Source organism: Salicibibacter cibi (assembly GCF_016495865.1).
Taxonomy (GTDB): domain Bacteria; phylum Bacillota; class Bacilli; order Bacillales; family Marinococcaceae; genus Salicibibacter; species Salicibibacter cibi.
On record NZ_CP054706.1, the window covers coordinates 24936 to 39924 of the forward strand.

General features: G+C 40.1%; 9 protein-coding genes. 8 read left to right on the forward strand and 1 reads right to left on the reverse strand.

Annotated features, from left to right (window positions below):
- The first annotated feature begins 118 nt into the window (after nucleotides 1-118).
- From HUG20_RS00110 to HUG20_RS00145, 8 genes are all read left to right on the forward strand, one after another.
- On the forward strand, nucleotides 119-2095 hold the full coding sequence (locus HUG20_RS00110; protein ID WP_200086649.1) for a glycosyltransferase family 2 protein: 1977 nt from the start codon (nucleotides 119-121) through the stop codon (nucleotides 2093-2095).
- A 24-nt stretch (nucleotides 2096-2119) separates the two neighbouring features.
- Nucleotides 2120-2359, forward strand: a complete 240-nt coding sequence (locus tag HUG20_RS00115) for a hypothetical protein (protein WP_200086651.1) — start codon at nucleotides 2120-2122, stop codon at nucleotides 2357-2359.
- A gap of 29 nt (nucleotides 2360-2388) precedes the next feature.
- Nucleotides 2389-3903 (forward strand): ATP-grasp fold amidoligase family protein, encoded by a 1515-nt coding sequence (locus HUG20_RS00120; protein WP_200086653.1) that lies wholly within the window; start codon nucleotides 2389-2391, stop codon nucleotides 3901-3903.
- A gap of 16 nt (nucleotides 3904-3919) precedes the next feature.
- Complete coding sequence (locus HUG20_RS00125) at nucleotides 3920-5536, forward strand: acylphosphatase (RefSeq protein ID WP_200086655.1); 1617 nt, start codon at nucleotides 3920-3922, stop codon at nucleotides 5534-5536.
- A gap of 24 nt (nucleotides 5537-5560) precedes the next feature.
- A complete protein-coding gene (locus HUG20_RS00130) occupies nucleotides 5561-7183 on the forward strand; it encodes an ATP-grasp domain-containing protein (protein ID WP_200086657.1) in 1623 nt (540 codons plus the stop codon).
- Between the two features lie 182 nt (nucleotides 7184-7365).
- Nucleotides 7366-8934 (forward strand): acylphosphatase, encoded by a 1569-nt coding sequence (locus tag HUG20_RS00135; RefSeq protein WP_200086659.1) that lies wholly within the window; start codon nucleotides 7366-7368, stop codon nucleotides 8932-8934.
- Nucleotides 8935-9011: 77 nt separating this feature from the next.
- Nucleotides 9012-10673 (forward strand): acylphosphatase, encoded by a 1662-nt coding sequence (locus HUG20_RS00140; protein ID WP_200086661.1) that lies wholly within the window; start codon nucleotides 9012-9014, stop codon nucleotides 10671-10673.
- 99 nt (nucleotides 10674-10772) lie between these two features.
- Entirely contained in the window at nucleotides 10773-12959 is a 2187-nt protein-coding gene (locus HUG20_RS00145; RefSeq protein WP_200086663.1) for a CapA family protein, read from the forward strand.
- 170 nt (nucleotides 12960-13129) lie between these two features.
- Here HUG20_RS00145 and HUG20_RS00150 read toward each other — a convergent pair whose 3' ends face one another.
- On the reverse strand, nucleotides 13130-14836 hold the full coding sequence (locus HUG20_RS00150) for a YyaL domain-containing protein (RefSeq protein ID WP_200086666.1): 1707 nt from the start codon (nucleotides 14834-14836) through the stop codon (nucleotides 13130-13132).
- Between the last annotated feature and the right edge of the window lie 153 nt (nucleotides 14837-14989).

Consider the following 14989-nt stretch of genomic DNA (forward strand, 5'->3'; position numbering starts at 1 on the left):
TAAATTAACGTTCTTACCTGCATAAGTGCAACGAAGAGCTTTGCCATAAAAGCTTGGCGAAAAACCAACTTTTCTAAAAAGGTAATATGATCACTAATAAGACTGGATGTTGAAAGTCATGTTAAAAGCACTCGCGCAACGAGTCACCAATTTTGTGGAATTGTCGATTAATCGTCTATTTACCTCTGATCGAAAGCGTTATATCAGTGATAAACTGACCCAAAAACAAAAAGATACGATCAAGAAAATTTTATTTTTGGGAAAGTATCAAACGCAAGAACGAGAGGTAAGGCGAGTAAACCATCTTCTTTATAATCTTGGATTTAGAAAACGCGGGCTGGCAGAACTCGAGAAGTTCTTTTACCAAAACGAAGACCAATATTTAAAAAAACTTGCGGCTTGGGAGCTTTTGTTATGGCATGCGAACCAATACACCGAAGAGGGAGCCAGGAAGTGTCTGGAGATTTTACCTTGGGTTGCTCAAGAGGAAAAAGACCCTGTTCATATACGCAAAGCCGCAATTATGACAGCGGAATGCCTGAATCGATTAGGAAAAGCAGCAGAGGCCAAATATGTTCTTTCGCCTTTGCTTGAATCAACCAAAGGCGGGAATCCTCACCCTGATCTTTACCTCGCCATAGCAAATTTGGAATCTTCCATCACTGAAAAAATGGAGTGGGTCAACAAATCCTTGCAATTAAACGGCATGTCCATGATTACATTAGAATCTTCCGCATTATCATCTCCCTATGACAGTATTGAGATGGATCGATCATTGCCAGCACGACAAAATGAGCCAAAAGCGAAATCTGAAACGTCTAATCATCTTTCCCTTGTCACTGTCATTATGCCCGTCTATAATGCTGAAGATGTCATCCGTACGTCTCTCCAATCTATTCTGGCGCAAACGTGGACAAACCTTGAAGTATTGGTAACGGATGATTGTAGCAACGATTCAACAGCGCAGCTTGTGGAAGCATATGCTGCCGAGGATTCGAGAATCCGGCTCATTAAGGCGGAATCTAACGGTGGCGCATATGTCGCACGTAACTTGGCACTCAAAGAAGCCAGCGGTGATTTCGTAACCGTCAACGATGCAGATGATTGGTCTCACGCAGAGAAAATTGAAACACAGGTGAACCATTTGCTTAAAAATAAAACGGTGATTGGGAATACGTCGGAGCAAGCTCGCGCGACGAATGATCTCATTTTTTATCGCAGAGGAAAGCCTGGGTGGTATATTTTCAGCAATATGTCATCGTTTATGTTTCGCCGCAAACCTGTGATGGAAGCCATCGGTTTCTGGGATTCTGTTCGGTTTGCAGCCGATTCAGAATTTATCCGCCGTATTAAGAAAGTATTTGGCGAAAAATCCATTGCATACCTAACTACAGGTCCGCTCTCTTTTCAACGGCAATCCGATTCATCATTGACGGGGAATGAGGCCTTTGGATACCACGGATTTAAAATGGGGGCGAGAAGAGAGTACGAAGAGGCACATGATTATTTTCATCAGACCTCGAAGCATCTTAGCTATTCTTTTCCTTTGAAAACCCGGCCATTTGCCGTTCCCGAGCCTATGTGGCCAAAACGGGAGGTAAAAAAAGGCGAGCGGCGTCATTTTGATGTAGTCATCGTTTCTGATTTTCGCTTTGATGATCCAACCACCGTACGTAATACAGAAGAAATTCTTGTTCATAGACAAAAATATGAACGGATTGGGCTAATCCAGCTTTCGGAATATAATGTGGCTCCGGATCGAACCATTCATGCGAATATACGTGAAATGTTGAATCAAGATTATGTGCAGATGATTGTATACGGAGAAAAAATTGCCTGTGACACCTTGATAATTAGACATTTACCGTCATTACAGGAGTGGCAACGCTATGTTCCGGATGTGAAGGCCGGGCAAATTCATGTTGTCATCAATCAACTTCCAAAGCGTATTCAACAATGCCAAACGCATGTGAAAGAATTTTTTGGTGAATCAGGTATATGGTATCCTTTTAACCCTTCTGTTTACAAAGAGTTACAAGAAAACGACACGGCATCAATTATCGTTGCAGATAGAGTTTGGACCCATAATGACTAGCTTTAATTAAAGGGGAGTTAATGGTTGGAAAAGGATAATAACACGTATGAATCATTAGCCCTTCAACAAAAGCGAAATGAACAACTTGTTCATGATATAATGCATGTAGAACAGCAAATTGCGGAGACAAAGAAAGAAAACGAAGAAGTTGTAGAAGAAAAAGAACACTATGAACGAAAATGTGCTCAGATTGAACGAACCCTGTTGTGGAGAGGCTCTAAACCCATACGGAAACTAAGGGCATGGCGAAAGCGTTCCAAATAGTACTGCTAAGCCGTTGGAGGCGTTTATCTTTGAAAAACAACGATTCTGTCCGTCAACAATTGCAGGCTGAATATGAGAGAGAAGAAGAATTGTTGCATACATTGCTGCAGCGGGGAGCCGAATTGGAGAAAATTACAAATGAGAAAAAAAGCAATGCAAAAGAACGGAATCGTTTGAAGGCGAGATATACGTCATTAGGCAAACGACGTTTATGGGCTTTGACATGGCTTGAAAGAAAAGTGTCAAGCGTTATGCGGATAAGCAAGGAACGCGTGCAATCCTTTTTGTTCAGCACCGATAACAAGGTTCTCATGGAAAAAAACAAACAGCTTTCAGAAGAGAATACGCGGCTAAAAAAAGAAACAGCGTCTCTTCAGCAACAACTGCGCACGGAAAAAAAACAAGCAGGCGTGACGATCGTTGACTGGCAAAACTTGAATCAAGATCAACTCGAGAATAGCTTACAGAAGATAAAAGAAGACGGTCATATGCTTGATTATTTGCAAGACCTTATTATGAAAAGAAATGTTCATGATAAAAATTATCGCTCTGCACTTAAGTACGCGGCTCTTCTGTATAACAATGATCCACTAGCTGTCAAACAGAAGATCTATCAAACATTGTTGGACGCATTAAAAATCGAAGAAGTTCCGGAAATAATGATTCGGTCAAAGTCAGACCAAAAAGACGACACAGTCCCCCTTCAAAAAATCGCATCCTTCAGCGCTTCTCTCACTTTGCAAGCAAGAATCAGGCAACTTGAGGCATTCAGGCCGGAATGGGAACTTGATGACAAAACAACTGCCTATACGTTTATTGATGAGCTCGGGAGCAGAAGACCATGGGTAGCTGAAGAACATTTTTCACATACGGCGATTCCTGAAAAAGAAGGAACCGTAATTAAACCAGTGAATGGAGCCGGCTCCCGCGGGGTATACATCGTCTTTGCATTGGATCGTATACAAGATGTGAAAAGATCGAAGATGCTTAGTAATTGGGATGCCTTTATCGCTAGTATGCGGGAGGACTTAACTTTAGGCTTGGTCAGTGACGATCAATGGCTGGCTGAAGAGTTGCTCTATGAAAACAACGAAACACAAACGCCGGCACGAGACATAAAATTTTATTGTTTTTACGGAAAGGTTGGTCTCATTCTGGAAATCAGGCGTTTCCCGAAGGTGGAATACTGTTGGTGGACAGCAGATGGAGAACGTGTGCATACGGGCAAATATGAGAACAAGCTTTTCGAGGGCGAAGGGGTTTCACAAGATCAACTGGACTTGGCTGCTTCCATCAGTTCTGAAATTCCCGCTCCTTTTATTAGGATCGATTTTTTGAAGACAGAAGAAGGACTAGTGTTTGGAGAGTTTGCCGCCAAACCAGGCAATTATGATGAGTTTGATCAACAGACGGACTGTCAACTGGGCAATGAATTTTTAGAAGCGCAAGGACGCCTTTTAACGGATTTAATACAAGGGAAATCATTTGGCCATTTTAAATCTTCTTTGGAATATGGTGGGCGAAATAAGCAGTTGAATGTATGAATCAGAAGGTGATGGAATGAAAAATGGGCAACCGGTCTGGCTTCCCCATCTAAGCGGAGAAATCGTTTCAGAAGCACTTGGGCATGAACTTTGTGCTTATGCAGTGGCTCTGGAAGGATGGAGACGGGGACTGACACTCAGTTGGTACACGAAAGATGCAGAGCCTTTTCAGCGCATGAAAACGTGGCACGTGGATGCTCCCGGCAAGTTATTTTCTTTGGGTTCTGAGGAGAAAATTCACTATTTTTTCCGCACACGCGGAGACAACGTAAGTAATGAAGCGGTTCGAATCGGTGCAGATAAAGGGCAAACAAAAAAGGTATTGGCTGAAGCCAGCGTTTCTGTTCCGGAAGGAAGCCGATTCAGTGTGGATGCTCGCGATGAGGACATTATAAACTATGCCTCAAGTATTGGCTTTCCTGTTGTTTTAAAACCAACCGATGGAAGCTTTGGAAAAGGTGTAATGACCAATATCCAAGATAGGAAAGAACTACGGAAGGCACTTAGAAATGTTCGTCACTCTGACGTGCTAGTGGAACGTTTTATTTCCGGAGAAGAGTACCGTTTCTACGTTGTCAGCCAACAAGTCGCAGGAGCGATTCATCGCATACCTGCCAATGTTCTCGGAGACGGCCAAAATTCTATTGAAACTTTAATTGATATTAAAAATAAGCAAAGACAAAGCAATCCTCGCCTCGTCAGTTGTCCCATCCAAATCGACGATGAAGTTATCGGTTACCTTCACGAAAAAGGGTATACGCTTAAAAGCATACCTGATGCAAAGAAACGTATTTTCCTGAGAGAAAAAAGCAATATTTCCTTGGGAGGCGATCCGGTTGATGTCACCGATGACTTACACCCTGCTGTAAAACAAACAGCAATTGATGCCATAGAAGCCGTTCCGGATTTATATCATGGCGGTGTTGATCTTATCATTGATGAAAATAAACCTCCGGAAAATGCAGCTACCATCATTGAACTGAACCCAACAGCGCAAATAGGCTCCCTTCTATACCCAATGAAAGGCTATGCCAGAGATATCCCTGCAGCGATCATCGACGAATATTTCCCGGAAACAAAGGAAAACGGGGAAGAGAAAACGAGTTTATATTTTGGATTTAAACGTGTGCTGGAACCTTTGCAAAACAATTCTTCAAAACGAACAACCGTATCTCCTGTTCAATCCCAAAATGTATATGCGAAAAAATATACGGTGTCCGGGGAGGTACAAGGGGTCCATTATCATCGTGAGTTAAGAGATCGGGCATTAGCCACTCATTTACATGGATTTATTAATAATCTTGATAACGGCAATATTGAAGTTGTGGTAGCCGGAATGGATCAAGATCCTATCGATGCCTTTCAGGAAATCCTTTTGCGAGGAACCGACGATGTTCATGTCACAGACGTGTATGCAGAGGATTGGTTGCACCCAGTGAAAATTGGATTTGACATTCAAGCTGATCCTAATAAAATAACAGATGAAATAAGCAAAATAAAGCAAGAAAAGGCCAATATGGAAAAAGAAAAAGAAAAGGCAGAACGCAAGTATATGCAGTATCAACAAAGTCGTTCCTGGAAATTGACGCTGCCTCTTCGGAAAGCATTAAATTACATGAAACGCCGGTCCTGAATTGAGTTAATGGGGGATCCCACTGTGAAAAATTATGATGATAACTGGTTGCCACACTTAAAAAATGCTATACCGATTGAATCATGTAAAAATAATGTGAGCATGTATACCATTGCTTTAGAAGGTTGGCGTAGGGGATTAACATTAAAGTTTTCTACGGAAATGGATGAGAATCATAGCCGGCAATTGCGTTATTCTCTAGCCAACAAGGGAAGAGAACATCTCTTCAGGGGATCGAAAGGCGATAAAATCACGGATGAAGCATTTCATATCTGTGATGACAAAGCATTAACGTATGAATGGCTTTCCAAGGCCGGTGTTCCTGTACCTATGGGCAAAAAGTTTACGGAGAAAGCACAGGAAGATGAGATAATCGAATATGCCAAAACAACCGGCTTTCCACTCGTATTGAAACCGACGAATGGAAGTGGGGGCAATGGCGTGATCGTGAATATCCAAAGTGTAAAGACACTAAGGGAAGCCTTATTCTACGTTCGGGAGGAACTCAAGTTCAAAGAGATTATTATTGAACAATTCATTACCGGAGATGAAGTTCGTATTTTTGTCCTCGGCGATAAATTGTTCAGCGCTGTGAACCGAATACCTGCTAACGTGGTCGGAGATGGCAAACATTCGATTCGGACATTGATCGATCGAAAAAATACAGAAAGAAAAAACGTTCCCCATTTATACGATCGACCGATTAAGCTGGACAGGCAATTGTATACGACCTTGCGTGGGTCGGGTGTGACGCTGGACACTATTCCCAAACAGGGCCGGCGTGTTTTTTTGAAGAAAACGAGCAACGTCTCTTCAGGGGGAGACCCTATCGATGTTACCGATCGATTAACGCCTGAATTAAGAAACATAGCTGTCCAAGCTTGTCAGGCGGTTCCCGGTCTAGCCCATTGCGGGTTAGATATGATGGTTGATTGGCAAAATAACAAGGGTTTTGTCATTGAATTAAATACAAGACCCGGGATTGGTTCTTTTCTTTTTCCAATGGAAGGAAAGGCCGAGGATATTCCAAAAGTAATGATCGATGATTATTTTCCGGAAACAAAAGAAGTTCAAACGAGGCATTCAAACATTTATTTTGATTTTAAAACCATCAATGAGAACCTACAGAACGGTACCGTTGAAGAGATAGAAGTGGTCCCGGCGCCACCTGGAAACTTATACACCAAGAAATTCATCTTATCGGGTGTTATCCAGGATAGAAACTATCATCAATGGTTACGGAAACAAGCATTGCAAAGGGATTTAAGTGGTCATATTAAAGCGTTGGGCAGTCGTGATATGGAAATTCTTATCGCCGGCACGAGCAAGCAGGAGGTGGAGAACTATAAACAAGTATTTAATCATTGGAAAGATCGACATGAAGATTTGCAACTGCGGGAAGAACCGTGGGAAGCGCCGGTGAAAATTGGTTTTGATATTGACGGTCAACTAGAAACAGCTGGTTTAAATCAGCTTGAATCCCAGTGGCAAAAGCTACAGGAGGAAATGCAGACGATACAAAAAGAAAAAAGCCGTATCGAACGCCAGAATAACAAAATTGAGCGAAGCAGTGCCTGGAGAATCACTCTACCTTTAAGGAAAGCAGGGGATATGATGAAGAAAGTATTACCTTTAAACAGACTATAACTCTTTTCAATAAAAGGAGATTACTCAGTAATTATAACTATCATGTAACAAAAAAATAAGATCCTTGAGTAAGCAAAAAGAATAGTATAAAATTATATGGTTAGGAAAATGATAAACGTGGCAAAGACAATCGCTCATTTGTAAAAAATCTAATATTTTTGTTTACATGGGAGGATCATAGGATGGAAGACATTAAAAATAAATGGTTACCGCATTTAATAGATGCTGTACCGAGCGCTGGACAAGGGAAGCGAATCAGCACATATACGCTTGCCCTGGAGGGTTGGAGAAGAGGAATTCCTCTAAAGTTTTATCGGGTACATGATGAAGAAGACCATTTAAAGATCAGATATTCATTAAATTATAATGGGAATGAACACCATTTTTCTTTATCCATGGGGGACAAGGTTTCTGATAAGGCTTTTGACATTTGTAATAATAAGCATCTTACGAAGGAGTATCTTTCCAAAGCAGACGTCCCTGTTCCTGAAGGGAAAAAGTTTGCGGAGGACACTTCAGATGAAGAGATTGTTGATTACGCGAGGTCCGTCGGTTTTCCGGTTGTTTTAAAACCTGTTGATGATAATGCGGGCAAAGGTGTATTTGCGAATATTTTGGATGCGGAAAGATTACAAGAAGCTTTAGTACATGTTCGCCAAGAATTGGCGTATACGGAAGTCCTTTTGGAGAAATATGTGCCGGGTAAGGAATTTCGCATTTTCGTCATTGAAGACCGAGTTTTGGGTGCCATGAACAGGAGACCGGCAAATGTCATCGGAGATGGCGTTCACACGATCAAAGAGTTAATTGATCTAAAAAATACAGAACGTAAAAAGAATCCCCATACCACCAGCCGTTTGATTAACATTGATGATGAAATCCTTGATTTTATTGATCGAGCCGGTTATACACTGGAATCGGTTCTCAAAGATGGTGAGTTTTTGTATATTAGGCAAAAAAGCAACCTAGCCAGAGGTGGAGAATCGATTGACGTAACCGAACAGTTGACCCCTGAATTAAAGCAAATCGCGATTGGCGCGGGGAAAGCTATTCCCGGCTTGCCGCACTATGGGGTCGATATGATTGTCGATCTGGAAAACAATATGGGAGTTATTTTAGAAGTGAACTCCAGACCCGGATTCGGAGGGCATTTATTCCCGATGGTTGGTGAACCACGCGACTTTGCCAAAGAAATTATTGACTATTATTTTCCGGAAACGAAAGATATAGAGCGTACAAATCTATTTTTCAATTTTAATAAGATCATAGAACCTTTAAAAAGCCGAGCAGCCATCTCGACTGAATTACCTGTGCCACCCACCGGCAAGTTATACGGAAAAAAATATATTGTTACCGGAAATGTGGAAGGTCAATGGTTCAGAAAATGGGTGAAACGGCAGGCTTTGAAAAGAGATTTACATGGCTATGCAAAACCCTTGAAAAATGGAGATTTGGAAGTTGTTGTTGCCGGAAAACAACAGAGTGTTGTTGATCGATTTAAGAAATTATTGTTTGAAGGCAAGGAGAACGCAGCGGTACAAGAAATCAATGAATATGATTGGGAAGATCAACCACTTAGAGTGGACTTTCAACTGAAGAAGAAAGGTAAAGCCAAACGGCCAAAAAATGTACATCAGAAATATCAACGTGTATCGAAGGAATATAATAAAATCATCAATAGTACATCCTGGCGCATAACTTACCCTCTTCGCTATGCAAAAAATTTATTGAAACGCATAATAAAACGATGACACTTTGGTAACACTAGATAACAATAAAATTAAAAGTTTAGAGACAAGCTTCTCAAACGCTTGGAGGTGATTTTATAATGACTAATGAACATGCCTGGTTACCCCATCTAGAAAATGCGATTCCGAAGTCTGCATATGGGAAAAAGCTCAGTATGTACACGATTGCATTAGAGGCATGGAGACGAGGCATAAACGTTAAATTTTATAGACTTGAGGATCCGGAAGAAAATAAATTGCGCATCAGGTATTCTTTGACTTACCAAGGGAGAGAGCACAGATTTGAGTCATCCCGAGGGGATCTATTGACCCAAGAAGCGTATGACGTTTGCGATGACAAAGATCTCACGAAACAAAATCTCTCAAAGGCTGGAATCCCGGTCCCGGATGGGAAAAGATTTAAGGAAGATGCTTATGATGAGGTGATCGTGGATTATGCCAATACACTCGGTTATCCCGTGGTTATTAAGCCTATTAGTGAAAATGGCGGGAAGGGTGTCCATGCTAACATTCAGGATACAGAAGAGATGAGAGAGGCTTTAATACATGTGCGCCAAGATCTCAATTACCGGGATGTCATTGTGGAAGAACATGTACCTGGAAAAGAATTTCGTATTTTTATCGTTGGAAATAAAATCATAGGTGCTGTTAATCGAATTCCAGCAAATATTGTTGGAGATGGCATCAACTCTATTAACGAGTTAATTAATAAAAAAAATGGGGAAAAACGAGGGAACCCTAATTTATCTAAAAATGCTATTGAGATTGATAAAGAAGTACTCAATACAATACAGTTTAAAAATTATACACTAAATAGCATTCCAGAAGCAGGAGATTGTGTTTTTTTAAGAAATAAAAGTAGTGTATCCATGGGCGGGGACCCTATAGATGTTACGGAAAAGTTAACAACTCATATGAAAGATCTTGCTATAAAAGCATATCAAAGCATACCTGAGTTGGGTTTATGCGGATTAGATATGATCATTGATGAAGAAAATAATTTAGGCACTGTCATTGAAATAAATACAAAGCCTATGCTGGGTCTTCATTTGTTTCCGGTAAAAGGAAGCTCACGGGATATTACATCTCCAATCATTGATTATTATTTCCCGGAAACCGTGGATGTGGAGAAAACAAATCTGTATTTTGATTTTGACAGTATCTTGGAGCCTCTGAAGAGCCGATCAACCGACATGATTGAGGTTACCCTACCCCCATTAGGTAAGCTATATGCCAAAAGATATATCATCTCTGGCCATGTACAAGGTGTTGGCTATCGAAAATGGATCAGAAAGCAAGCGCTGCAGCATCATTTACATGGCTACACCAAAAACAAGAAAGACGGCAAAGTTGTTGTGGTCGTTGCAGGCTCAGATGAAAGTGATGTTCGTGCATTTAAAGATATTTGTGCCCAAGGACCGAAGAAAGCTCAAGTAGAGAAAGTAAAAGCAAAAGAATGGGAAAAACCCGTGAAAATAGGATTTGAAATAAAAAAAGAGCCAACAGAGAAACGGTTAAAAGATCTGGAAAAACAACTGCAAAAGGAAAAGCAAGATAAAAAGAAAATCGCTCAAGAAAGAAGTGCGCTTGATCAAGAAAAACGAGAGGTTAAGCAGAAATTGGAAAGTATGGAAGAAGAAAAAGAACGCTTACAACAAGAATATACGGCGCTTCGAAATAGTCGTGTGTGGCGCTATACAAAACCGTTGAGAAATATAAGTAGCATGGCTAAACGATCTTAAGTTCCGTATTGCAATTAGACGTGTCTTTGAAGAAACAACCCGACAAATGAATTCGCAATTCATCAATGACAAATTATCCTGATGAAGAGGTGCTGGAACATGAGTAAGCCATACACGATAACATTTGCTGGAGACACCAGCCTTGGTGAAGGGTATTTAAATAAACCGAATCGAAAGAAAGAGAAAGAAAGATTAGATGGAGATCCATTCTCTTTTTTTAAAGAAGTAGCACCTTTCGTGAAGCAAAGCGACTATTTTATTTTAAACTTAGAGACCGTTCTAGCTAAAAATCCTTCCGGTTTCTTGGAAGGAAAAGAATATCCTAACTGGGATTCTCCTAAACGAACCCTTGATATACTCCAGAAATTAAATGTTAATGCTGTAAGTCTAGCTAACAATCACACAATGGACTATGGTGAATCAACATTAATAGACACGATCAATGAACTTAAAAGTGCGGACATCACCTATTTTGGCGCTGGCCAATCTCGCGATGAAGCGATCAAGCCTGCAAAAATAGAAATACAGGGAAAATCCCAAAAAAAAAATGTCTATGTATTCACTGGTATGAAAGCTTCTCGTCGTTATCGAGTAGATTATAATTTCTTTGCTAAACGAGAAGAATCTGGAGTTAATTCTTTAAATGAGGATAAATTGATTCGTAATATTTCATCTATAAAAGAAGAAGATACAGACGCAACTGTCATTGTCTGTCCTCATTGGCAAGGAAAGGATTATAAGTGGGTGAACGAAACTGAAGAATCTCGCGCTCGGACTTTCGTTGAAGCAGGAGCGGATTTAGTCATAGCACATGGAACACATATGGCAAACCATATTGAGAAATATAAATCAGGAATTATTGCATACTCTATCGGGAATTTTGTGTTTAACTCTCCAGGCCGTTACAAAAAAATGCAAGCGCCTCCTTATAGCTTTATCGTTAACATTATATTTTCGGAATCGGAAAACGGTTGGGATATTCAACCTGCTTTTTACCCTATCGTCACCGATAATAAAGAAACAGGTTTTCGAGTTCGGTTTGCCACTCATGATGAAGTTGTTGAGTTGTTCGAGTTACTAAATGATAAGCACCACCTAGGTGAGGAACAAGATGTTGTAAAAAAAGACGAGGATCGATATTATTTTGATATTCGTCATACGAAAACGAATGTAATATCGGATGAAGTTGATCAGCTTCTACCAGAGCATTCATTGAATTCAAAAACAAATTGTCCAGATGACTTAGAGTCGTTTAAAGAAGAGATCCATCAACTTGAACACATTCAAAGTAAGATTGACGATTATTTATTCCGATACTATCAAATGTTTAATCAGGATAAGACCATTTACAAAAATAAAGCGAAGTTGCAATTGCTGGCTGATGTTGTAGAAAAACGACATATGAGCCATAACTTCCTAAAAAAATTTGAACGTAAAGAGATTCCTGCAACTAATTCATTATCTTTTCGAGATATTATGGTCGAAAAATCAGCGATGAGAAAACTTGGTTATCGGGACTATGCTTGGACAATTAATCGCAAAACAAAAGCATATGTTTTCGCCGATAGCATCGGCTTACGTAGGCCTAAATCAGATCGTAAGATTTATCGTTTTGATGAACTAAAGGGAACAAAAGGACCGATTGTAGTGAAACCTGTAGGAGCTACAGGTTCCAAAGGTGTATACTTGATCTTCGATAATAATAAGATATTTTCCGCTCGTGAAGAAAAGTATTTGTCGAATTGGGATGAAATAGAAGCGGAAATGAAAAATGATCTTAATGCGATCAAGCGAGGGCAACCAGTTAAGTCAATTGTCAAAGATGAATGGTTTGTGGAAGAACTTATTCTGAAGGCTCCTAATAGCACAGAACCGCCACTTGATTACAAATTTTATTGTTTCTATGGAGAATTGTTATTTGTCTTGGAAGCAAATCGTCAGGATTCTTCTCAATTTAGCACTTGGGACGCAAATGGACATTTCATAAAAACGGGATGGCATGACGAAAAAGCACGACCAGGGGTCGGATTTTCTCAAGAAGATGCCGAAATTACGAAAAAAGCCAGTCTAGAAATCCCAAGTCCTTTCGTGCGATTTGACATGCTGAAGGGTCATGATGGCCTGGTATTTGGAGAAGCCACGCCTAGACCAGGTGGATTTCACTTATTTAATAAGGAATATGATCGGAAGCTTGGACAGGCCTACAGAGAAGCAGAAGCTCGCTTGACAAGAGACCTTCTTCGTGGGAAGAAATTTGAGGCGTTCACCAAAAACTTCAAGATTTAATCCAGAAGGTTGTTTAGTAACGAGAGTTGGAAATTTAGAGTCGATGCATACCATGGGGATGTTAAACCTCACATTATTCATGACAGGAACATTCCTTTATAGTAATACATTGCAAAAAGAAGGGACCTATCCAATTGTTGTGGGTCCCTTTTTGGGTGTTTTCTCGGAATTTATTTGGAGTCTTGGCTTAAAATATTATAGTACGCAATAAAGCTGGAGATGTTATGCTGGGTGTAATCATTTCGTATTTCGTAATTTGATAAGCCATGATGCACAGCGCCGAGGCAAAGTTTTTTGTTTTCATAATACATCGTTGTTTCGGGTCTCAGTTGCATTTGCAACTGAAATTTAATGCTCTCATGAAGAGCTTGTATTATTTGTTTGGCTTCTTTGTCGTAACCGTAATCCACAGCTAGCTTATAAGCGGCACTTAGTCCTTCACTTCGACACGCTACAGGCGTAGATAAGGGTTTAGGATGCGTATCATATGCGCCTTTCCACTCAGGTTCCGCATCATCATCTAAAATTTGGGTCTGCATAATCGCTCGGGCGATAAAGAAAGCATGGTTGATATAAATTTCTTTCGGGCGTTCCCTGTAGAGTTCATTCAAGCCATAGAGAAGCCAATGATCATGGGCAATGGTTTCGCTCGTTGCTTCTTTATCCCTGATAGTGATTAAATAGTTTGCTTCATTTTCCGCCACATCAAGCCATTGTTCATTGCCGTCGATCTGGTACAGGCGCACCAATGCCAATATTGCTTCACCGGGATAATAGTGAGATATGAAGTCTGATGCTGCACCTGTTGAATATTTTTGTTTATGAAAAGCAAAACGACCATTCTCATCTTGTAATTCGCGCATCCATGTCGCCATGCTTTGCATCACCGGGAGATATTGATTATCTTTTGTTACTTGTGTATATTTGGCTAATGCCACTACAGCAAGCGCATTACCGCCAAGTTTGGCCTGATCTTTTTCAATAATGACCTGTACTTGATGTCCGTTTATCTCCATATCCATTGCTTTTTTCAGTAAATAGTTAATTGCTCGTTTTGCAGCATTTAATAGTCGTTCATCTGGCATCAGTTCATATGTTTCCAGCATTGAGTAAGTTGTTCCCGCGTGGCGTAGGATATTATAACCGCCCCGGTTTCTGTTCTCTTGCGGAAGGTAGGAATAGATGAATTTCCCCTTCGTATTGACGACATTTTTAAAATAATTGTCTTTGGTTAATGCTATCGCGTCTCTAAGGTCTTGCTTTGATAAATCTGAATAGATACGATGACCATGGTAAAGAGGGGTAAAGCCATTTTCATCAACATAATAAGATTTTGTTTGGAATTTATATAATTCCAGTGATTGGGAAGTTAGCAACTTTTTCACTAACGAATTTTTTGACAACAAACCATGTTTTTCATAAGCATTAAAGATATTTTCAGGTTTTATTTTTTGATCTACAATCATTCGGTATGCTTCAACTTCTTCGGGTAGGAAAGCTACATCAAAAGATGCGTCGATCGTAAGGCCATCTTCCCCACGTTTGTAAAGGACGGTGTCTTTTTCAAGGTTGACTTTCTTCTTTGATGACTTAGCAGGTCGCATGTCCGTAACAACATCTACTTTCACAGAGATGGGTTTAAAATTGGCAGGTTTATTGCTTTTATAGTTTTGATAAGCAGATTCAAGTGCCCATTTAGCATTTGTATCTTTTCCTATGCCGACTAGTGCTCGTGAATAGGGGTTTGATACGGATATAAAAACGACAATTTCGCCATCTCCTGTTCTAAAGCCCGTATCGATTTCGTCAGTTATTTCTCCAAGAGACTTTTTCTTATTAATCGCCGCATCGTATATGTGTTGTAAGGTATGATTCAATTTTACCAGCCTTTCGTTCGTTTTGATGATTATCAATGCCATAAATAAGATAATTCATTATAGCACTTATCTATATAATCTGCTACTATATTGGTATGTATATAAAAATTGCCTGTTATTAGACATTTCGATACATGTTATATTTACACATTC